General features: G+C 40.9%; 16 protein-coding genes and 3 pseudogenes. 3 read left to right on the top strand and 16 right to left on the bottom strand.

The features are described from left to right. Window positions 1-97: 97 nt before the first annotated feature. Window positions 98-1,735, bottom strand: coding sequence for a DNA methyltransferase (locus NWP17_RS00580; protein WP_280652973.1), 1,638 nt, complete (start codon window positions 1,733-1,735; stop codon window positions 98-100). A 291-nt stretch (window positions 1,736-2,026) separates the two neighbouring features. On the opposite strand from NWP17_RS00580, the gene NWP17_RS17555 reads away from it, so the two are divergent. The 3 genes and pseudogenes from NWP17_RS17555 (at window position 2,027) to NWP17_RS17545 (ending at window position 4,894) form a co-directional block, all read left to right on the top strand. Then, the gene (locus tag NWP17_RS17555; protein WP_425332630.1) at window positions 2,027-2,143 is read left to right on the top strand and encodes a ribbon-helix-helix domain-containing protein; all 117 of its coding nucleotides are present in this window, start codon (window positions 2,027-2,029) and stop codon (window positions 2,141-2,143) included. A 66-nt stretch (window positions 2,144-2,209) separates the two neighbouring features. Continuing rightward, window positions 2,210-3,220, top strand: a pseudogene (locus NWP17_RS17550) (DNA-methyltransferase); the annotation flags it as partial. A 72-nt stretch (window positions 3,221-3,292) separates the two neighbouring features. After that, window positions 3,293-4,894, top strand: coding sequence for a restriction endonuclease (locus tag NWP17_RS17545; protein ID WP_425332631.1), 1,602 nt, complete (start codon window positions 3,293-3,295; stop codon window positions 4,892-4,894). Between the two features lie 81 nt (window positions 4,895-4,975). Here the strand turns inward: NWP17_RS17545 and NWP17_RS00565 are convergent, their stop codons facing one another. The 15 genes and pseudogenes from NWP17_RS00565 to NWP17_RS00495 all read right to left on the bottom strand — a co-directional run. Further along, complete coding sequence (locus NWP17_RS00565; protein WP_280652972.1) at window positions 4,976-6,100, bottom strand: phosphotransferase enzyme family protein; 1,125 nt, start codon at window positions 6,098-6,100, stop codon at window positions 4,976-4,978. A gap of 52 nt (window positions 6,101-6,152) precedes the next feature. Next, window positions 6,153-6,272, bottom strand: a pseudogene (locus tag NWP17_RS00560) (Uma2 family endonuclease); the annotation flags it as partial. A gap of 31 nt (window positions 6,273-6,303) precedes the next feature. Further along, window positions 6,304-7,485 carry a n-acyl-d-glucosamine 2-epimerase gene (locus NWP17_RS00555; RefSeq protein WP_280652971.1) on the bottom strand — a complete coding sequence of 394 codons (1,182 nt, stop codon included), beginning with the start codon at window positions 7,483-7,485 and terminating at the stop codon, window positions 6,304-6,306. 101 nt (window positions 7,486-7,586) lie between these two features. Beyond that, entirely contained in the window at window positions 7,587-7,811 is a 225-nt protein-coding gene (locus tag NWP17_RS00550) for a hypothetical protein (RefSeq protein WP_280652970.1), read from the bottom strand. Further along, complete coding sequence (locus NWP17_RS00545) at window positions 7,804-9,897, bottom strand: serine/threonine-protein kinase (protein WP_280652969.1); 2,094 nt, start codon at window positions 9,895-9,897, stop codon at window positions 7,804-7,806. Before NWP17_RS00545 ends, NWP17_RS00550 begins: the two co-directional genes overlap by 8 nt. A gap of 57 nt (window positions 9,898-9,954) precedes the next feature. Then, entirely contained in the window at window positions 9,955-11,694 is a 1,740-nt protein-coding gene (locus tag NWP17_RS00540; protein ID WP_280652968.1) for a protein phosphatase 2C domain-containing protein, read from the bottom strand. A gap of 105 nt (window positions 11,695-11,799) precedes the next feature. Then, a complete protein-coding gene (locus NWP17_RS00535) occupies window positions 11,800-12,318 on the bottom strand; it encodes a double zinc ribbon and FHA domain-containing protein (protein WP_280652967.1) in 519 nt (172 codons plus the stop codon). A 62-nt stretch (window positions 12,319-12,380) separates the two neighbouring features. Further along, entirely contained in the window at window positions 12,381-13,775 is a 1,395-nt protein-coding gene (locus tag NWP17_RS00530; protein WP_280652966.1) for a vWA domain-containing protein, read from the bottom strand. Window positions 13,776-13,802: 27 nt separating this feature from the next. After that, window positions 13,803-14,186 carry a hypothetical protein gene (locus NWP17_RS00525; RefSeq protein ID WP_280652965.1) on the bottom strand — a complete coding sequence of 128 codons (384 nt, stop codon included), beginning with the start codon at window positions 14,184-14,186 and terminating at the stop codon, window positions 13,803-13,805. A 59-nt stretch (window positions 14,187-14,245) separates the two neighbouring features. Continuing rightward, a complete protein-coding gene (locus tag NWP17_RS00520) occupies window positions 14,246-15,721 on the bottom strand; it encodes a vWA domain-containing protein (protein WP_280652964.1) in 1,476 nt (491 codons plus the stop codon). Window positions 15,722-15,743: 22 nt separating this feature from the next. Beyond that, window positions 15,744-16,931: an ARC6/PARC6 family protein gene (locus NWP17_RS00515; RefSeq protein WP_280652963.1), complete on the bottom strand. Its 1,188-nt coding sequence runs from the start codon at window positions 16,929-16,931 to the stop codon at window positions 15,744-15,746. Between the two features lie 138 nt (window positions 16,932-17,069). Then, entirely contained in the window at window positions 17,070-17,948 is an 879-nt protein-coding gene (locus NWP17_RS00510) for a hypothetical protein (RefSeq protein ID WP_280652962.1), read from the bottom strand. 38 nt (window positions 17,949-17,986) lie between these two features. After that, the gene (locus tag NWP17_RS00505; RefSeq protein ID WP_280652961.1) at window positions 17,987-19,219 is read right to left on the bottom strand and encodes a vWA domain-containing protein; all 1,233 of its coding nucleotides are present in this window, start codon (window positions 19,217-19,219) and stop codon (window positions 17,987-17,989) included. 16 nt (window positions 19,220-19,235) lie between these two features. Then, window positions 19,236-20,321 carry a hypothetical protein gene (locus tag NWP17_RS00500; protein ID WP_280652960.1) on the bottom strand — a complete coding sequence of 362 codons (1,086 nt, stop codon included), beginning with the start codon at window positions 20,319-20,321 and terminating at the stop codon, window positions 19,236-19,238. Window positions 20,322-20,460: 139 nt separating this feature from the next. Continuing rightward, window positions 20,461-21,308 (bottom strand): annotated as a pseudogene (locus NWP17_RS00495) (hypothetical protein); the annotation flags it as partial.

Below are 21,308 nucleotides of genomic sequence, written 5' to 3'. Positions count from 1 at the left end.
TTTCTATGTGTTTGGTTTGATTCAATTTGTCGCTTTGCTACCGCGAAGCCCGCCCACTATTTGTGCTAGTTGTGTCACTTATTTCAGTACACAAATACTATAATATAGCGATCGCCTGTGCCAGTTGCGTAAGTCCTGTTCTACCAGAAACCTGAGAAATAGAATTAGTACCAACTAGTCCAGCCCGCCCGTATTTTTTAAGATGATCATGGCTTTTCCTAAACCAAAATACACAAAAATCTGGTTGTCCTTTAATATCAGTAAAAATCTTATAAATTTTATCTGTATATTCATCTCCTAATTCTATACGTAGTTTTTTACCACCCAAAAAAGGCGGATTACCAATAATAGCATTAGCCATAGGCCAGGGACTAAATAAAGCATCCTGACAGATAATATTGTCATTCAAAGAATCCAAAGGCAAAGCCGGCTCAGTTAACCTGAATTTATCAATGGCAATTTTACGCCCAATCATCAATGTTACCCGGGCTAATTCCACCGCAAATAAGTTAGTATCCATCCCTAAAAATTGCAAGGGAGTAACTAACCCCATCTGTATTTGCTTATCTACAGATTTCTGGAGTTGCTGGATTTTACCTAAAAGTAGAGTTTCTATTCTTTTTAATTCCTGATAAGCAACATAAAGGAAATTACCAGAACCACAAGCCGGGTCAAGTACGCGATAACTTTGTAATTCTAATTGCAGTTGAGTTAGTTCTTTAATCGAATTAGCCTCATCTATTCTATCTTCCCAATAACGGCTAATAGTAGGACGAACAATTTTCATAATGTCCGCCTCTGATGTGTAGTGTATCCCCCTGGCGTGGCGCTCTTGTTTGTCTACTGTTCCTTCAAATAAATTACCAAAAATAGGTGGACGGACTTTACTCCAATTCTCCCTAGCTGCTACATCTAAAAAAATTAATTCTTCTTTATTTAACTCAATAGGCTGAATTTCAGCAAACAACCCGCCATTAAAATAATCCACTCCTTGATAACGTCCAGCCGGTGTTTTACCTGGTAGATTCATTTCCCGAAATAACCCGCCTAAAATATCATAGGAACTACCACCGGCTATGCAGTCTTGCACACAAGAAATAAACAAATCACGGGGTAAAAGTTCTCTGTCTTCTGCAAACATAGCTAAGACACATTGCAAAATAAAACGCCTAGCTGTTAACCTCTCAACTCCCCGCCTTTCTAGTTGTAGGAGTAATTCACCCATGCGCCGGGCTGCTCGTTCTGTAACTTCTACTTGATTATTATTAAAAACAGGAGTTTTTTGTCCCAACTCCATAAATGCAAAAGCTCCAGCCCTAGCTGGTAGCTGTTGCAACAATACTTGATCTACTGGTGTATCTAACTGAATATCAAAATCAAAGATCCAAAATTCATCAAAGTTACATAAAATCACATATTTAGGGCGTTGGGGTACTAACCGAGTCCAATAATCAAAAGCTTGGGAGTAATGTTTGCTTAAATCTTCTCCCCGCTTTTTCATTTCAATTAATACCCTGGGTTTCCAGACTAAATCAGCAAAACCCGTTTTACCTTTGCTGCTACCTTTTTTAATAGCCTCCTCATAACTCGCCCCTGCTTCTAATGCTCCTTCATGACCAAAAGCCCGAAAAAAGCGGTCTAAAAATGTTTGTGCTTCTTTTTTCTCCTGTCCTGTGATGTGTTGCTCACAAAACTTAACAAACTTATTCAGGCTTTCTGGTGTCGCGGTTGCCATTTGTAGTCAATAATTATTCTAAGTAGTGTAATTTCCATCTTACCATCAGTTAATCTTTATGTTTACACATAGTCTAAACATAGTTCATATGTAATCATGGAGATAATAAATGGGCAAAAGTCCCAGACTTACCTCTGCTTTGCAGGAAGCAAGCGGCAAGCCCCAATATGAAACACAGTCAGATCCGATATCAGGGCAGTTCAGTTACCAGTAGCCAATGAAGCAGCTACAGCATCATCAGTACCACCAAGTCGCCAGGGGAAAAAGGCGATCGCGGGGCATTTTGACCCAGTGGTTTCTAAACAGCTAAAACAGATTGCCCTCGATCATGGTACGACTGTGCAGGCTGTACTCACTGAAGCCATGAAAGACCTTTTTATTAAATACAAACGCAACCCGATCGCTTGATTGTTTAGAAAAATGACTCAGAGCCGTACAAAGAAAAGCCTCTTGCCTGATATTCATACTGATCTAATGGAAGATGTAGTGATAGCGATAAAACAGGAACCTTATTATAAAACGGAGTTTGGGGCAGCCTATTTGGGAAATAGCCTTGAGTTGATGAAGGAATTACCTGATGAGAGCATCGATCTTATCTGTACCTCACCGCCTTTTGCCTTGGTTCGTAAAAAGGAGTATGGAAATAAAGATCAGCATGAATATGTTGAGTGGTTCCTTGGTTTTGCCAAAGAATTTCAGCGTATCCTAAAGCCATCAGGTTCTCTGGTGATTGATATTGGTGGAAGCTGGTTGAAAGGTTATCCTATCCGCTCCTTGTATCATTTCGAGTTAGTTATAGAGTTGTGCAAGCCGACCGATAAAGGTGGGTTAGGTTTCTTTCTGGCACAGGAGTTGTACTGGTATAACCCAGCTAAGTTACCTACACCAGCGGAGTGGGTCACAGTGCGACGGGAGCGGGTAAAGGATGCTGTAAATACCGTCTGGTGGTTATCTAAACAGCCTCATCCCAAAGCCAATAATAAAAGGGTTCTTCGTCCATACAGTGATGCGATGAAAAATCTGCTGAAAAATGGCTATGATGCTAAGTTACGCCCGTCTGGACATAATATTTCTACGAAATTTGGCAATGATAGAGGCGGAGCAATTCCACCAAATATTATTAACGGTCAGATTGAAAATAGTAATGGTAATATAGGTTCCCCTGTTCTTGCTGGCTTTGATTGGCTATTGCTGAATGATCTGGCACAACCTGTTAATGTCATTTCAGCTTCTAATACGGCATCTAATGATTATTATCAGAGAAGATGTAAGCAAGAGGGCATCAATTCTCATCCAGCCAGATTTCCTCAAGCTCTACCAGAATTTGCTATTAACCTTTGTACAGATAAAAATGATTTGGTGTTAGACCCCTTTGCTGGTTCTAACATGACTGGTCGCGTTGCAGAAACACTTCAACGGCGCTGGTTAGCTTTTGAGCTTGATGAGTCTTATATTAGTGCATCCAAATATAGGTTTGAGTCAAATGCCCCACTGCTAGTTGAGCCTCTTCCTTCTGAGAAAAATAATAAGGAGAAAGTGCTTGAAGTTTTGCAATCTATGCCAGACAACAGGTTATTGAGTAATTGCCAAAATCAGCACCAACAGTTAAGCCTCCCTTTCCTGGAAGATATAGACCCTATGGAACAACGCCAACTTAAATTTACCTATGGACACCAGTTTGAATCTGAAAAGTTTTCTTTAGCTGAAATTGTGCAGCTGTGTATAGATTGCGCTCCTGATCGGCGAGAACTACAGAAACAGATTGCTGATCGATATTTTTCTGGTCATTCCAAGCAAAGTACCGATGTTGCAAAAGCATTGGAAAACATAGGCAAGATGTCTATGAATTGTTTCTTGTCTTTGCGGGCATATCAACTTGTTGAAAAAATAGGCGATGATGATTGGGCTTATCAGGTTACTGATATTGCAAATGAAATTCTTCAGATCAAGGATGATCCTCAAGCTGTCGCTAGTATATTTGCCCGCCATATTCTGACTAATCTTACTGGTATGTCACTATTGAAGGCTATTGAGGCAATTAATGCTAGAGGAGATAAACCGCAGCTAGAACTGATTGGCTATGAACTGCAAGAGATGGGATATTCCCTCTCTCCTAATGCGATTTATGTCAGTACCATGCGGAAATGGCTGGAGCTTGCAGGAGTTTTTGAGCGCGAGTATGAGATTAACTGGGATACAGTTTCTGACTTGCTTGGGCTTGATAAAGACTATGTTGATGAGCTTTACACCTTAACACCGCAGCAGAAGTATTTTCTGCTAGCTATGATTCACCTCGATATTCAGGTATTGACACCTTGGAACAAGGTTAAAGATTATTCTACCAGTACTTATAAGATTCGATTACCGAGTAAGTCTTTTGTTAAAGATGTCATTAAACCTTTAGTTGCTCTTGATTTAATTGAAACCGAGAAAACAACAGGAGGGCGAGGAGCTAAACCTAACTCTGTTAAATTGACCGATAAAGCCAGAGCAGAGCTTGTTTCCCGCCTTCTTTCAAGTATTGCTGATCTAACTGAAATTTCACAGACCGAACTTAATAAAGCTTTTGAAGATGTTATCAATGATCTTGACAGTGAGGATAGGCGTGTCAAGGGCAAGGCTTTAGAGTTATTGGCTATTTGGATGATTAGACTAACCAGCTTACGTTTTACCAAATGGCGCAAGCGTGATTATGAAACAGGTCAAGGCGAAGTGGATGTTCTTGCCGCTTCTGATAGGTTTGTCTATCACCGTTGGCAAATTCAGTGCAAAAATACAAAGCGTGTTGATGTTGATGTTTTAGCCAAAGAAGTAGGGATGACCTTTGTGACTGGTGCTGATGTAGTAATGGTTGTGACTACTGGAGAATTTACAAGAGATGCTTTCCAGTATGCCTACCGCATGATGGAAGTTTCTAGATATTACATGATATTGCTTCAGAAAGAAGATATTGAAGCGATTAAGCAAGATAGAACAAGTATTATCCAAATACTTGACTGTAAAGCCCGCCGAGTTTTTGGGAAGAAAGAACTTGGTATGACTGACGAGTCAGTCGATCAGGTAGAAGAAGAAATTGCTACTTTAAGTGACTTTGATGGAGATGATGATCCAGAAAATCCTATAGAGGCTTTACCTGTAACTTTTCCAGAGAAAAGTTAAGTTTTAATACTTAAAATATCTCTACTTGTCTAATTGTCCACATAACATCATATTTACATATTCTTATGTGTACATAGCCTCTTAAGTTCTAATAAGGTCTTGGACAATTTGGTTAATCCTAGTTTGTTGGGCTTGGATGCTTTGAGTTAGTTTAAACTGAACTAATGCCCTGGCTAAATTGTGTTCTGGATACTTGACTTTAAAGTAGACATTACCGGCTAAATAGTCAGTAAAAAATCTCAGTCCTAGTTCAAAAGCAATCAAAGCAATGGCAGGGTAAATGTAAGCATAGTCGTTATCTGTGAAGAAGGCTTGAGCAACATCAAGATAACCTTGTAAAATTCCTTGACATAAATCAGTGTCAAAATAAACTTTCTCCCATTGTTGTGCATCTTCCCCGGCTAAATTGCAACCCGATCGCAAACAGTCACCAATATCATAATGTACCAGTCCAGGCTTCACCGTGTCTAAGTCTATGAGACTAACTGCTTTTTGGGTAGCAGTATCAAACAACACATTATTTATTTTTGGGTCGCCGTGCATCAGGCGTAATGGCAGTTTCCCTGTGGCTTTAGCATCTTCTAAAATATTAACAAAGCCGCTGGGTAGTTGACTCAAACAAAATTCTAAGCAATAATTAACCTCCGGGCAGGAGCGGGGTTTAGCTGTGGCCAGGATTTGCTGATATTCTTGCACATACACAGGCGTAATATGAAACCCTGGTAAAGTGTCCGCCAGTTGAGCCGGCGGTAAGTCACTAATCAGATTATGGAACATCCCTAAAGCATAACCGACTTCCACCGCCGAGGAACTATGGGGTAAGTTGTCGAAAGACTCGGCATTTTCCACAAAGCTAATAGCCCGCCAATAACCACCATAGTCATCTTGCCACAAGTCTTGACCATCTGTAGTTAATAACACCCTGGGAACTTCCCAACGCCTAGGGGCTGGGTTGCGTTGGAGGCGATCGCCAATATGATTTGTTAATATACGCATATTCTCCATGACCAATTGGGGTTGGCGAAACACCTGAGTATTGATGCGTTGCAGGACAAAATGTTTGACAAAATGTTTTGGTTGAGCTAAACCCAAAATTACCAAAAAAGTATCGTTGATATTACCATTCCCCAATGATTGAATATTTATAACTTGTCCTTGAGCCGTGAACTGTTCAGCTATGGTAGTTAAATTGATTTCCTGTGTCATATTGTTAACCTCTACTACTCCCCACATAAATTGCTGATGAGCAATAGGGTATTACCATTTGCATTAGTTCCCGCTGGATCAATTCAACGCGATCGCTTTCTTGAAAAAATCCCAATTCAATCAAGCAGTGATATTCGTCGATGGTGAATCGCCTTCGTGTAACAACACTCATGAGAAATAACCTAAACCCACTAGTGATATTTTCAATTTAGCTTTTTAGCCAACGCCTGAAACTCTCGCCAGCAAAGATATAATCCACGGGGTACATGAAAGCAACCCTTCCATTTACCACCCTTAAGATTTAACAACACTTCCCCACGGCGATTAAGATAACCAAACCACTCACCATATTCTGAATCAACAAAGTGTGACCAGGTGTAATTGTGAATTTTTTGATACCACTGCCAACATACCTCACGCCCAGTCAAATGATAGCCCATAGCTAATGCCACTAAAGACTCTAAATGTACCCACCACAATTTTTGATCCCATTCCAATTGCTGAAGGGGGTGACCTTCTGCATCCATAAAGTAATATAAACCCCCATATTCACCATCCCAAGCAAAATTAAGGATATTTAGCACCACATCCACCGCTTGATTAATAGTGTTGGTGTCATTTTTCCGCTTGGCGATATCCATAATAAACCACATAGCCTCAATACCGTGACCAGGGTTAATTAACCGCCCTTCCAAGCAGTCAAAGCGGGAACCATCAGGGGCGACATTTTCATACATTAACCCTCGTTCCTGGTGCAGAAAATCCCTCATTACTTCTTCCACAGTGCTAGTGAGGACATTTTCCACAGTTGCAGCAGGTAGTAGCCATTCCATTTCTAGAGTGAGATTAGCCAAAATCATCGGTACAGCTAAAGATTTCATTAAGCGTGTACCTGGATAGGTTTTATTATATTTACCTTTAGGATTATCTTGGCGACGCAACACATTATTATAAGCCTGCATAGCCACATCCTTAGCCCAATCTTCTCCCGAAGCCAAAGCATATTGGCTAAATGCCATAGCGGCAAAGCAATCAGAAAAGATATTATAAGGTTGTACAAGTGGTTGACCTCCACGAGTGAGGGCAAAATACCAATTACCCTGAGCATCTCTGCCATATTGAGCGAGAAATTCAGCGCCATTTTTAGCAATTTTTAGCCAATTTTCCCGTTTTTCCAGTTGGTTGTACAACATAGAAAAAGTCCACACTTGGCGATTTTGCAACCAGATAAATTTGTCCGTATCATAAACACCACCTTGACGATCAAGACAGGTAAAATACCCCCCATGCTCCCAGTCTAGGGAATATTTCTCCCAAAATGGCAATACATCATTCAGGAGAGCTTTGTGATAAAGTTCAGCCAGAGTTTGTAAACTATAGTTCATTTGGATTAAGTAAATACCGTTTAAGAAAATGACGGATCTGTTTTTTGAAATATACTAACATGATACCATTAGGTAAGCTCTCTTATTTCTCAGACATCCTCTTAGCTTTGAGCTAGGAAATTTATTTCCTGGTATTTTTCGGGGTTGGGCTTGGGGTTAGGCTTGGGGTTGAGCGATCGCTTGAGGTGTAGAATATAGCCGGGGAATAAATTCCCCGTCTGATAGCTCAAGTCGGTTAAAACCGACTGAATTTTATATATATAATCTGTTTGAATGGATTTTAGCTTTGAGCTAGGAAATTTATTTCCTGGTGTTTCTCTATTCAATATTCACACCGATTAATTGAAAATTTCGTTTAATCTCATCTGCCAATGAATGTTTATTTTGCTGTGTGTAGAGTTTTACCGCCTGGCGATAGGCTGATAACATTTCTCGGAAATTTTCTACTTGGTTATCTTGGTTTCTAATATTGAGTAATACCCAACCTAAGTTATGATAGGCTGGGGGGTAATTGGGGTGTATTTGAATGAATTTTTCTAAATAAAACCGGGCTTTTGTCCATTCTCCTAATTTGCCATGTAATGTCCCTAGACGAAATAGCGGTAAGGCATGGGTGGGAAACTTTTGATGGTGAGTTGTATAAGCTTGGATGGCTGCTGAAAAGTTTTGTAGATGTTCGTGGGCAATTGCTTGATTGATGAACACCCAGGGGGGCAATTGTGACTTATGGTTGGCTTGTTCAAAGCTGATAATTGCTTGTTTCCATAGCCCTTGTTGGGCTTTTTTCCAGCCTTGGAGTGCAACAGCCAAGCCGCTATCAGGTACTTGAACAATAAATTCTTGTATCCGTCTTTCTACGTCTTGGGCTTGCTGAGTAACTACGGCTGCTTCTAAGGCAAGGATCAGGTGAGGATAGACCCATTGCTGTAATATTTGACTGTCTTGAGATGGTGTGGCTTTTGATTTAAAAATAGCTTGTGTGGCGGCGCGAACTGCCGGCTTCCATTGCTTTTGGTTAAAGGCTATCCATGCTTGTAAACCCAGGGCAAAGGTGCAATGAGGATCTATTTTGAGGGCGTTGTTTACTGCCACTTCTGCTTGTTGCCAATGACTAGATTTACCTAAAGCCCAGGCTAGGTTGGCTTGTATCCAGGTGGCTTGGGGGGTTAGTTTGGCTGCTTTTTCTAGGTGTGTAATTGCTTGTGACCACTGGGAGTTACGGCAATTGATTAGCCCTAAAACTCCATAACCCCTACCGTCATTTGGTTGCAGTTGAATGGCTTTTTCAGCTGCTATTTTAGCTTTAGCTTGGTCGAGATGTATATAAACTAATGCTAGTTCAACTGTTGCTGCGCCGTCCTGGGGTTCGGTGTTGAGATACTTTTCATAAGCTTGAACTGCTGCTGTTAGTTGTCCTTGTTTAACTAGTTCTTTGGCTCGTTTTTGGCTGGGGGAGACAAAACGACCGTTTAAGGCATCAATTAATTCATCTGCTGTTTGAAACCGGTCTTCAACTTTAAATTGCATACCGGTTAAAATTACTTTTTCTATCAGGGGGCTGAGTTGCGGGCATAATTGCCGGGGTGGTATGAGTGGATCTTGGGTGGCTCTTTCTGGGGCTGGGGTTGGTAATTCTTCGGTTAATAATTCATACATTGATGCACACAAGGCATAAAAATCTGTGGCTGGCCAGCGTTTACCGCGGTAACTATACTGTTCTAGGGGCGCATATCCTGGGGTTAAGGTGCGGGTCATTTCTCGGGTTTGTCCGGCTATAAATTCTTTAGTAGCACCAAAGTCAATTAAAACGGCTCGGTCTTGGTGATCAATGAGAATGTTATCTGGTTTAATATCTCGGTGTAGTAGTTGGTGTTGATGAACTATTTTTAAGGCTTGGGCAATTTGAATAAAGTATTTTTTAATGCGATTTTCTGGTAGTTTACCCTGTTCTTTTAAAATTTGATATAAGGTTTTGCCTGTGATAAATTCCATCACCAGGTAAGCTGTGTTATTTTCTGCAAACCATTCATATACTTTGACAATATTATTATGGGCGCATTGTGATAGGTAATGGGCTTCTGTTTGAAAGTTTTGCAGTTGTTTTTGCCGCTCGGTTGGTGTAATTGAATTAGGCCAACATACTGTATTTTTGTTTCTGGCGGCTTTTTCTGGCCATAGTTCTTTAATAGCAACCATGACTGAGTTTTGTAGGGAAATTCCTTTGTAGGTGATGCCAAAACCACCTTCTCCTAAAACTTTTTCAATTTGGTATTTTCCTTGTCTTAATGTTGTACCTGGTGTTAGTTGATAAGTAAATGAGTTGGCGGTGGAAGCCAGGGTATAACCACAGGCTTTACAACTAATGGCGTTGTCGGTGTTTTCGGTGAAACAGGTGGGACATTGAATAGTCATTTATTGAATGTTTATTGAATGTTTATTGAATGTTTATTTATGTTGATATAGCATTCCTTAAATTGGGGGAATTTCGCTATAAATCTTATCTATGCGACATTGTAAAGCCAGGAGGGTGGCGTTGTCGGGTGCGCCTTGGTTTAATACTTGTTGTATTGTTTGGTCTACGGCTACTTGTAGGTTTTTTTCATGATTAAATATTTCTACTAGTTCATTTTCTCGGACTAAATCCCAAACTCCATCAGAACATAATAGTAAGATGTCTTGGTTTTCTAGTTGCATGGATAATTTCTGCTGTGTACGTGTTAAGTTTTGTACGTAGCCATCACTTAATCTCTGTTTTGCACCTATAAATTTTGTGAGTACGTTGCGGTCGGGATGGTTGATACTTTCTTCTGGTGTGATTTGACCACTGGCTGATAACATGGCAATTAATGAGTGGTCTTCGCTTAATTGCTGTATTTGTCCTTGGCGTAGTAAATATATGCGGCTATCTCCCACATGAGCAATCATTAGTTGTTGTGCGATCGCTATAATTACACTCAGAGTAGTTCCCCCATCTTTAACGTTGTTGGCTACAGATTGATTAACTTTGGCAAATAATGCCATTAACCATTGGTTGCGTTGTTCTGGGGTTTTAAATGGGGATGTAATAGGTTCTTCCAGCACGGTTTGCACTGCTAATTTACTAGCCACTTCTCCTTGAGACATACCCCCCATTCCGTCGGCTACAACTGCGATGATCATAGTTTGCTCATCGCTTAGTTGCTGGTGTTTAACTCCATAGTTATCTTCATTTTGCAGTCGGTTGGTTGATAGCCCCAGGGTGGAACTGCTAGCAATGTTCCATTGAATTTTCAGGTTGCTAAATGTTTGACGGTTTGCTACTAATATGCTGATGAGTTGAGATAGAGAAAATCTCTGTTCAGGAATTGGTGATAGGCAAGTGGACAGGATTTGATATATTCCCGGTATGGGGTGAATGTTCAGGTCTATAGATTGTTCTTGGGGGATTGTGTGTTGGTGGGTGGAATGATATAGTAATGCTGCCACTGTATAACTACTCATGGCTTCTTGGATAGGATTTTTACCATAGGCTAGTTCTGGGGCGCAATAATTCCCCAACAGTCCGGAAGGTAGGGTTTCTTCTAGGGGGTAAGCACTGGTTAAGTCAAAGAATTGTATCAGGGTTCCCATTTGTATGAATTGGGGAATAATGGAGATAAAACACCACTGGCGCTGATGCACATATCGTAAAAATTGGCAAACTTGACCGGTGAGTAATAAAGATTCTTCTAGGCTGTGGTGTTGTTGTAACCAGGTGGCTAGTGTTTGCTCTGGTGCTGGGAGATGGGTAAGGAGAATGACCTTACTAGTGCATGAGTCGGAAATGATTTCTGCTTCTGGATAATATTCTTCTTCTAAATAGTTAGACTCTTCAGGTTCTGGTTCTGGGTTGGGAATGGGGGAACTAGAGTTAATATTAATAGTGACTGACTCTAGACTAGTGTGAGCTAGAAGTGGAGCTAGCATTTTATAGTCGCCCAGGGTTTCTCTCAGTTGTAGTTCTCGACTGAGAGCGCTTGCTGTTGCGCCCACTCGCAGTAAGCCCGGTTGACCGGGGGTAGTACCATCTTCAATGGGTGAAATATTAACTTGGAAGTAGTAAATATCTGTGGTGAATTGACCCAGATATGATAACACTTCTATGTTAAAGGTTTCCAGGGTAAAGGTGGCGTTTGTTTCTATAACTAAGGTGTCGGAATTATGGGTGGTTTCTATGGGCGGTGAGGACATGGGATTTTAGATTTTAGCTTTTAGATTTTAGCTTTGGTGATTGAAAATATGATTTGCTTGCACACTCCAAGCCCAGGGGACCTGAGAGTGAAGGACATGGGGTTTTTAAGCAGTTTGGAATAAAAACCGGACTTTGCCAAAGGCAATTTCATCTCCGGGGTTTAAGGTTTCTGGGGTGGTAATTCTGGCTCCAAAACGGGTTTGTCCCATGGGTTTGATGAATACACCATTGGTAGAACCAAGGTCTTTTACTTGCCAAAGTCCACTTTGTTGATATATTTCTGCATGGTTGCGAGACACGGTTTCACTGCCCAAAAATGCCTCTAGGTCAATGTCCACAGGTCCCGTGTCTTGGTCGAATATACCGACAATGGTATTACTTTCTAAAATAAATTCTGATACTGGGGGGGCTGGTTGTTTGCTAATTAGTTTGGCGGTGGTGGTGATGGTGGGTATGGGTGCTGGTATGGGTGCTGGTATGGGTGCTGGTGGTGGTGGTGGGGTTGTTGGTTGAATGACTGTCGGTGCTACAGTGGTGACCGGTTGTATTTCTGCACCACAAGCGCCACAAAATTCTGCATCTTCTGGGTTTTGATCGTAGCCGCAGGCTGAACAAGTAATCATTTGATAATAAGTCCTTTGATAATAAGTCCTTTGTAATTGATGGTGGTTAGTTGGTGGTTTGGTTAGGTTCCTGTGAGTCTCCGCATTTCTGCTTCTGACAGTTGGTCATCAATGTCGTTACCCATTTTGACGGTTTTACCTTTGGCTCCCATTTTCACGGTTTTACGGGTTCCGGAGGATATTTTGCGGGTTTTGCGTAGTTCTTCTTGTGCGCCATTTAATGATTCTGCCATGGCATCGTTACCGATTTTTACTGTCATTCGTTTGGCTGTGTCTAGGAGTTGTGCGGCTTTTTCTGGGTCTTTTTCGGCGATTTTTGTGGCTTGGTCGATGATGTTGGATATGTTGCATTGTTGTACATATTCCATAACTTCTTTATCTACTTGTGCTGCGCCTCCTTCATCAGGGACAAATTGCACAATTACGTTTTGTGGGGGTAGTTCACCACGTATTTTTTGTCCGGGGATGTCGTAGGTGAGTCCTAGTTGGGCTATCCGCACACGGGATGCGGGGCGGCTATCCATACTAAATTCAAGAATAAAAATCGTTTCGTCATTACCTGCTGCGTTACCGATGGGATGGGGATCTTGATTTAATGTAAATTCTGCCTGAGTGGGGTAGGCGCGAACAATGCGGCTAAGTTCTACACCTTTTACGGTTTTGATGGTAAGGGCGAGGTTGGTGATTACTTCTTGCTGGGCTTGACTATATTCGGCGATGATTTTTTCTGGTAGGTCGAGAATGGAAACTTGGGTTCCTATGGCGTTTCCGGGAACTATATAGAAGAGTGTACCGGCGGTGGAGTCGCTCAGATGAGCAAGGAGGTCTTCGTTAAAGTCTTCTCCTACTCCCAGTGCGGTGATGGGTATGTTGTGACTGGCAAAGTTTGAGGCTATCTGGCGACATTGATCTTCGTCGAAGGTTTGACCATCGGTAAATAGAAGGGTGCGCCGCACGGTCATTTGTTGATCTGCTAGGGTGTTTAAAGCTTGGCCCAGTCCTAAACCCATGCGGGTTCCACCGGAAAAGGTTCTCAGTTGGTTGATGGCTGACTCTAGTTGGTTGATTTCAGTGGCGCTGGTTAAGTTGATGATTTGAGAGGCTGTGTCGTCAAATTGTACTAAGGCGATGCGATCGCTTGCCCCTAGTCTGCCAGAATGAATCAGGGCTAGGAGTGATTCAACTACTATGTCAATTTTTGATTTACCCCCTGTGACCTGCATATATTCTTTGCCGTCTACTGTATGTTTTTTACCTGTGGGTGTGGTTTCTCCTGCCACTATTTCATACATTGATCCACTAGTATCAATCACAAAGCTAAAGGTAGTTGAAGGGGGAGTAATGGCTATATCTTTGGTGGGGCGCAGTTTCAGCATTAGAAATAGTTTCTGTCCTGCTTTGTCTGCTGAGATAAATTCCCGGTGGGGGGTGAGGGTTACGTTTAGTGGGGTGTTCATTTTACTGATGTTTTGTTAGTGTAATTTTTAGGCAAAGTTCAAGGGTGGTAACATTCCCTGTTGGGGTTCTAGGTTGGTCAGGTTTGGGGTAATGATGGAGGGAATTTGTTGATTTCCTGTTTCATTGAGTTGTTGTATATTTGTTTCCATCAATAGGGGTAGCTTGAGAGTAATGGTACTGTCTCTAAAGCCTTCTTTAATGTCTTGTATCCAGGTGCGGATAATCTGTTGCAGGTGGTGGTCTTTAATGGCGCATAGGCTTTTATTTTGTAGGTCTAGGCGGAGGTTTTCACGTAGTTTGGGTGTAAAGATTTGCTCTGGTTTGTTTTCCTGCTGGGGAAGTAGGTTTAAGGTGTAGCTGTATGATTGGTCAGAACCTTTGACTATAAGCGATATTGTGTATTTTACCACTTTGTTGGTTTTTTTTGATTAGTTTGGGTAATGTGAATAGTTTTGATTAATCTGGGACATTACCCGCTTGCTTCTGGTTTGGTGGTTTTTTCCTGGGGAGAAGATTTGATTTCTAGGGTGATGTTCCCTAGGGTGCGTGTGTCACCGATGTTGAGTTGGTGGGTGAGTTTTTTCATGTTTTTTCGGGACGCGTATTCTTGGTCAAATGCCATGATAATATTTTCTCCTTGGGTGTAAATTTTGGCAGTGATGGGGGTGTATCCGTCGGAAGCGTTGAGGGGGATCTGGGCTTCTAGAGAAGTACCAATTAAAATTGGTCTTGCTCCTAATAAATATGGTGTTTTTTCTGTGGGTGTCCAACGTACTAATAAGTAAGGTTGTTCACTCAGTTGTTTTTGCTCTACCCAAGCTATCATTAAGCCAATACAAAAACCTAAAATAGTGGCTCCTGATAGGCGACCTGATATGTCACCAAAGGTGTTAGCTGCTAAAATAAATCCCATGGCTCCCATAGTCCCCCCGATAATTCCACCCATGAGGGCGTTTTTTGGTTGCAGGTTAGGAACAAAAAACCGGGTTCCTCCCCCCACTAGTGCGCCTAATATCACCCAACCAATGATTCTGGCTACAGGTTCTAATACGAGGGTGCTGGCTAGAGGTAAAAAAAGTAGTTGACCTGTACCACCAGCCACCATCCCAGCGGTAAAACTGCCAATGGTGCTAATAATTGCTTTATTGGTTGTTAATAAGGGACGGTGCATATATTGGTTTTGTCCCATAATTAAGGATAATGATATACCCACGGCTAACAGTGCTGTCCAAGCGCCAATGCGTAGTATGGAGTATAGTAAGCCATATTCGGCGCTAGAAGTAGACTCTACCAGTTGTTTGTAAATAACGGCTTCGGCATTACGAAAGGCTTGGTCAAAGTTGCCGGAGTTGGCATAAAATACTAAGGAGCGATCGCCCGTTAGTTGTCCTAAATAGTCAGTATCTGCGTTTCCTGTGGCCACGGCGATCAAGTTAACTTGTTGATTTCTGGCTATTAGGGCTGAGTCATAGGCAAAATCCGGCCGGTCTGGTACACCGTCGGTAAATAATACAATATGAGGACGGAGATTAGTAGATTGTAGTTCTGTCATGGCTTGGGCTATTCCTTGAGCCATGGGGGTACTACCATCTTCTGATAAAGAATTAATGGCATTTTGTAGGGTGGTGAGGTTGTTGGTTAAGGGGGTAACGGTGTTCACCTCTAAGCCAAAGTTAACCACTGCTACTTGGTCTTGGTCAAGGTTACGGCGTTGTACAAATTGACTGGCTGCGGTTTTGACTTCCGCTAATTTGCCATCCCTCATGCTAGAAGATGTATCAATTAACAATACGATGGCTTGGGCTGGTGGTGCAGATGAGGCTAGTTTGGTTAAGTCTAATAATGGTTCTCCTAATAATATAGCAGCCATGACGCAGCCAAGCGCGCCATATATACCAAATAACAAAGGTTTATTTCTTCTCAGGTTTCTTAATATGTTTTGCATAGATTTTAGCTCAGTTTTAAGTTTAAGGTTTACCGATTTGCGCCCAAATTCTGGTATTTTTAGAACTTGAGTTATTATCTACATAACTTTTTACTTGCAGAATTACCACTTTTTCCCCCGGTGTTAATGGTTCCGCAACTCGTAATGGCAGTTTAAAAAGAGGTGGTTGTGGTAAATTATCTCTTATATTAGTGGGGTTTTGAATAGTCACCACCGCACCAGGAGAGGGTACAACCCCAGGAGTAATGGACACCGGTTGACGTTGGGAAGAAATTAATTTATCTCCCCAAGAAAAATCATTGGTAGTATTGTTAATATTACCTAGCCACATCCAACCAAGGGGCGCGGGGGAGGTATTTTGAGCATTTGCTCTACTTTTTTGATTCCCATTAGTTTCAGATGTATTTTCTGTTTTTATTTGTTGTCTTGAAGATATTTTCCACGTTTGATTGTCCTTTTCAAAAAAATAGATAAAGTCTTTTTCATAGGTTCCTGAATTTTTGCGATCAATACCTTTAGGAGTATTAAGATATAATTCTTCAAATACTCTAACTTTTATATATGGTTTTATACTTGAGTTAGAAAATTTTACAACTCTTAATATTTCTGATTGATTATAGGTGTAGTAAGAGTCATTATTTTTTAGCCATGCTATGGAACTATGAATAACTCGATTATAAAGCCTACCTGTGGCCAATTGTTCCACCAAAACTGTATCATAAGGTGGTCCAAAAATTTGCGGTTTGGCTGCATACCAATTCTGGACTATTTCTAATGCTTCTTGTTGGGAAATATCATGTGTTTGTGTTGGTGGGGGCGGAGTATATGAAAGGGTTGGGGTTGGGGTTGGGGTTGGGGTTGGGGTTGGTGTTTGTGTTTGTGTTTGTGTTTGTGTTGGGGTTGGTGAGGGGGTGGAAGATGCTTGCAAACTGGATAAGGTCATTTGTAAATCAAAGGTTCTGACCCCTTGGGGTGCGGAAACTTGTAGAATGTATTTTCCATCCCTAGGGAGTTCTGAAGTTTTAATGATTTGGTTGTCTGGGGTGAATAGCCAAATACAAATATCAGCATCAGTGGTGTATGTTAGCTTATAGCCTGATTTACCATCAAATCTATAGCCGATGGATTTGTTTTGTGTGGCTTGACCAGATTTGCTGATGGTTTGTTCGTTGAGGGTAATTTCTTCTAGGTCTTGTTGAGTAAGGGTCAAAGTGGGTTTGTCTGGACAAGTGACAGATGGGGTTATGGATGAGGATGAATTTAATATTGGTTGTTCACATCCATATATTATGAATGAGATTAGATAGGGTGTGAGTTTTTTCATGGGTGGTCAGAGGAAGAGAGGGGGTTAAGGTGAGGATTTCTCGTAAAGTAGCCAACCATCATTATCATTATCCCATATTAAGTAAATTCTGGTTTTTTTGTCCTCATAAACTCTGCCATTTTCTAACAGGTAGGATAGTTCGGCGTTTACTATGGCGCGATCGCTATTTTGGCCAATAACTTGAATGTCGCCAATGTAGATATCTTGGACTTTATTCCACCATTTTTCGTATTCATAGTAGGTAGGCGAGATTTTTTGAAATCTAGGAGAAAGGCTATTCCAGGTTCGATCATATTCACGGTTCATTATTGCAATATAATGGTTTCTGACAAAATCACCAGCGTTTTCTCTGACTATAGTTGGGGTTGGTCTTGGTGTTGGTCTTGGTTTTCGTCTTACTATTGGTTTTGGGGTTGGGGTTGGGGTTGGTGTTGGGGTTGGGGTTGGGGTTGGGGTTGGTGTTGGAGTTGGTGTTGGTGTTGGGGTTGGGGTGGAAGATGCTTGCAAACTGGATAAGGTCATTTGTAAATCAAAGGTTCTGGCCCCTTGGGGTGCAGAAACTTGTAGAATGTATTTTCCATCCCTAGGGAGTTCTGGAGTTTTAAGGATTTGGTTGTCTGGGGTGAATAGCCAAATACAAATATCAGCATCAGTGGTGTATGTTAGCTTATAGCCTGATGTACCATCAAATCTATAGCCGACGGATTTGTTTTGTCTGGCTTGACCAGATTTGCTGATGGTTTGTTCGTTGAGGGTAATTTCTTCTAGGTCTTGTTCACTAAGGGTCAAAGTCGGTTTGTCTGGACAAGTGACAGATGGGTTTATGGATGAGAGTAAATTTAATATTGGTTGTTCACATCCATATATTAATAATGAGATTAGATAGGGTGTGAGTTTTTTCATGGGTGGCGAGAACAAGAGAGGGGGTTAAGGTGAGTTTATTACTGTAGGGTTTCTTGTTTGATTTGTTTTCCCCATAGATAAAAGGGAATCAAACCCCCTAGGGTGAGGATGATTAACGTGATAATAAGTATAATTAATCGCACTTGTCCGGGAAGCGATCGCCCAAATACTTTAATTCGGTAAGGTTTCGGCGGGGATGTGATGGTTTCACCAGAGGGAAAGTTAACCACAACTTCCACTTGATGTTTTTTACCACGTTCGGGGTTTGGTTGGCTGTAGGTGATTTCATATTCTCCTAATAGGGCGTTGAGAAATGTTTGCAGATTGGTGGCGATGGCTTGGGCGTTACCAGAAAATTCTGTAATTCCGTTGGTGGCTTTGGCGATTTGCTGTAATCTGTTTTGGTCTACAAATTCTGCTTCTGGAACTTTACCTTGACCCGTCCCAATATCAGCCCTGGTGGCGGATCTATTTAGTCCATATTTTTTACCTAACTCCTGTGGTGTTAGTCCATACCCTAATGTATGGATGGTCACTTTATTTCTTTCCAATAGTTTCATTAAGTCTTGGAAATCATTTTCTTCATTTAGTGTGTTGTGATAACCATCTGACAACAAAATAATAGAAAGTCTGGGTGGTGGTTGGGATGATTTTTCAGATACACCAAAACGCTCATCTTCCCCATTAGCTAGAAACCTGACTGCTAGGCTTAGTGGTTGATAAAGATTAGTGGAGGCGCAGGGTTTGATACTCTCTAAATAGTCAAGATAGTTTTTTAATTTCACATCTTTGGCTAGGAAAAATTGATCTAATGTTTGGTCATTAACTGGATGTCCTTGACAAGCTCTACCAGGTTCACCAAAGGGAACAATAGATATTTGGGTTTCCCCTCCTCGTTGGTTTAACACTTGGATAAATTGGCGAATGGCATTAATAGCACCTTGGATTTTTTTTGTTCCCCCACTATCTTCTCCATTCATACTACCACTTAAATCTAATAAGACTATAATCCAAGCTGGAGGGGGAATAGTTTCTTTTGGGCTTTTCCAATCTCTGCTGCTAAATATCACCTCTTGTTTATCTACCATTAGTTGAAAGTTTATATCCTGTAAACCTATCATCGGTTTATCTTCTGAGTTTTTAACTTTAATGCGAACAGTAACTTGATCATTGTCAACCAAAGGAGTGTTAACAATTTCTGCTGTAGCCCGGGTTTGGTTTTTAGTTGTTGTGGTGTTGTTTCCCCAAGCGGGAGAAATTAGAGCAGCCATCACCACAAGAGATAAACTAACCTTGTGGATCGAGAAAGCGGTTATAGTAGACAAAACGATAAATTTTTTCTTCATTTTTCTGTCCGTCCATTTTCGTTGTGTGAAAGGTCAAAACATAATTATGTTTTAAGCGGATTTTTTTCCCAGATGTTAGGCGATAACCGTTAATTTCTATGCAGGATAAAAATCTGGGGTTGGGAAGTAAGAGGATTTGGGAATTTTGGATAATTACATTAGCTAGGTGTCGGGGTATTCCGGGAAGATAAATATGTGATTTTCCCAGTTCTGACCCAATTTGAATTGTACCATCATTAGGTAATTGAATTGACAATCCTTCCTCAATTTCTTCTGTGTCTCCTTCGCTGACAAATCTGAGGAGAGATTTATCTATATGTGGTGACGTTTTTGGAGGTTGGTTTAATTCCGGTTGATCATCATATTTAAACCCTGTGTATTCAAAACCAGCACCAGCCCTTAAAGCACCCATATAAGCTGGGGAATTGGCAATACTAAAAACTAAGCCCAAGATCATACCTAAAATAGATATTCCTAACGGATCCTCAATATTTCTAAATCCTGTGATTACGCCTTTTAAAGTGTTGCGGACAATTTCAAAGAATATAGCCGCTAACAAACTAGCAGTGATAGCACCAATGCAGCTGGTCATGAAGCGCTGGCGAAATTTTTGCGGGTCTCCTGCTTCTATGCTGTGCGATCGCCAACTTAACCCCTCCGCCACACCCACGGAAATACCAATTAACAGCCAGCCCAAGGTTCTAATAATGGGACTGGGAAGAGCATTTGGTAATAAAAAAATAATTTGAGAAATACCACCAGCAATCAAACCCGCCAAACTTCCCAAGCCCAGGGAAATCAGTAGAGGTGTTTTAGCAATACGTAAGTTAAGTTTATACCTAGTAGGGTTACTAATAAATATTTCATTGATCACCATTCCGAAAGCCAGGGAAATAGCCACACAGGGAAATAAAGTAATTTCCGGAAATTGCGGTAATATCTTCAGGTCAGTGAGGAAAAACTGCCCCAGGTTCCAGCCTATTAATGCTGATGTCAGTCCAGCTAGTATATACAGGTAAAATCTCATGGTTGGTGTGCGTGTAATAAATGATTGGGCTACATTTGTTAGTATATTTGATATGGCATTTATCTTGAAAAAATATTCCACCAGTGAGGTAGTGCAGTTATCCCCCTCCCTCTTGTACTGGTCGTAAATCCGTAACAGATTATTTCTGGGAACGTGAAGTAAAAAAACGAATAATTAGCACTACTAAAAGTAGCACAGGATTTGTGATAATAATCAAGCAAACGTAAAGATAAAGAGTCCATTTGATTAATGTAAAAGTTAAAAGTACAAAACCAATAAAAATTTTTACTATTATGTTTGCGAACCAAATTATTATCTTTGCCAACCAAATTATTATTTTTGCCAACCAAATTTCATGTTGGCGAAGAGTTAACCCTAAAAAAGTTGGTTTACTATAATAAGGAGAAGCAGACCATACCTTTTTAGGTACGCTGCCTTTACTGACTTGATAAAAGTAAGCAGATAAATCATAGTGTTTTAGTTCCTCTAATAATTGTGCCAAGGGTAGATAATCAGGTATTATATAATAACCAGCTTTTATTAACTTCCAGTTACTGATCAGTTTTTTCCACGCTGGTTTATTTTTTAAACTGTCATGTGGAAAATCTTTGTAAATTATTTCTAAGTCATAACGAATATCATTCATAAACTCTGTCAGACATATACCCCAAGCACTACCTGTCATGAATAACAGCTTGAAAGCAGCCGGAGTGATTTTTGCTTGTATTAGTTGAATTAGGAGTAATTTAATTCCTTTGCTGAGTTGGGTTGGGGGAATTTGTTTACTGATTTTTTCTTGAAATTTTAAACAATCGGTTTGATGTTCCTTGAGTTTCCCCCTTGGTTGAATGTCTAACCAATTTAGAAATTCTGGCAGAGTTTCAGGGATGACTATTGCTCTTAAAGTTATCAGTCGCACCAGTGGAGGACTATAAATTTTTTTAGCAATGGCAATGCTTGCTCCCTGTCCATCAAATAAGCTGTGCC

The organism is Chrysosporum bergii ANA360D, assembly GCF_029891735.1.
Classification (GTDB): domain Bacteria; phylum Cyanobacteriota; class Cyanobacteriia; order Cyanobacteriales; family Nostocaceae; genus Umezakia; species Umezakia bergii.
The sequence above is the reverse complement of the archived record's forward strand: the minus strand, read 5'-3'. Positions and strand labels throughout refer to the sequence as shown.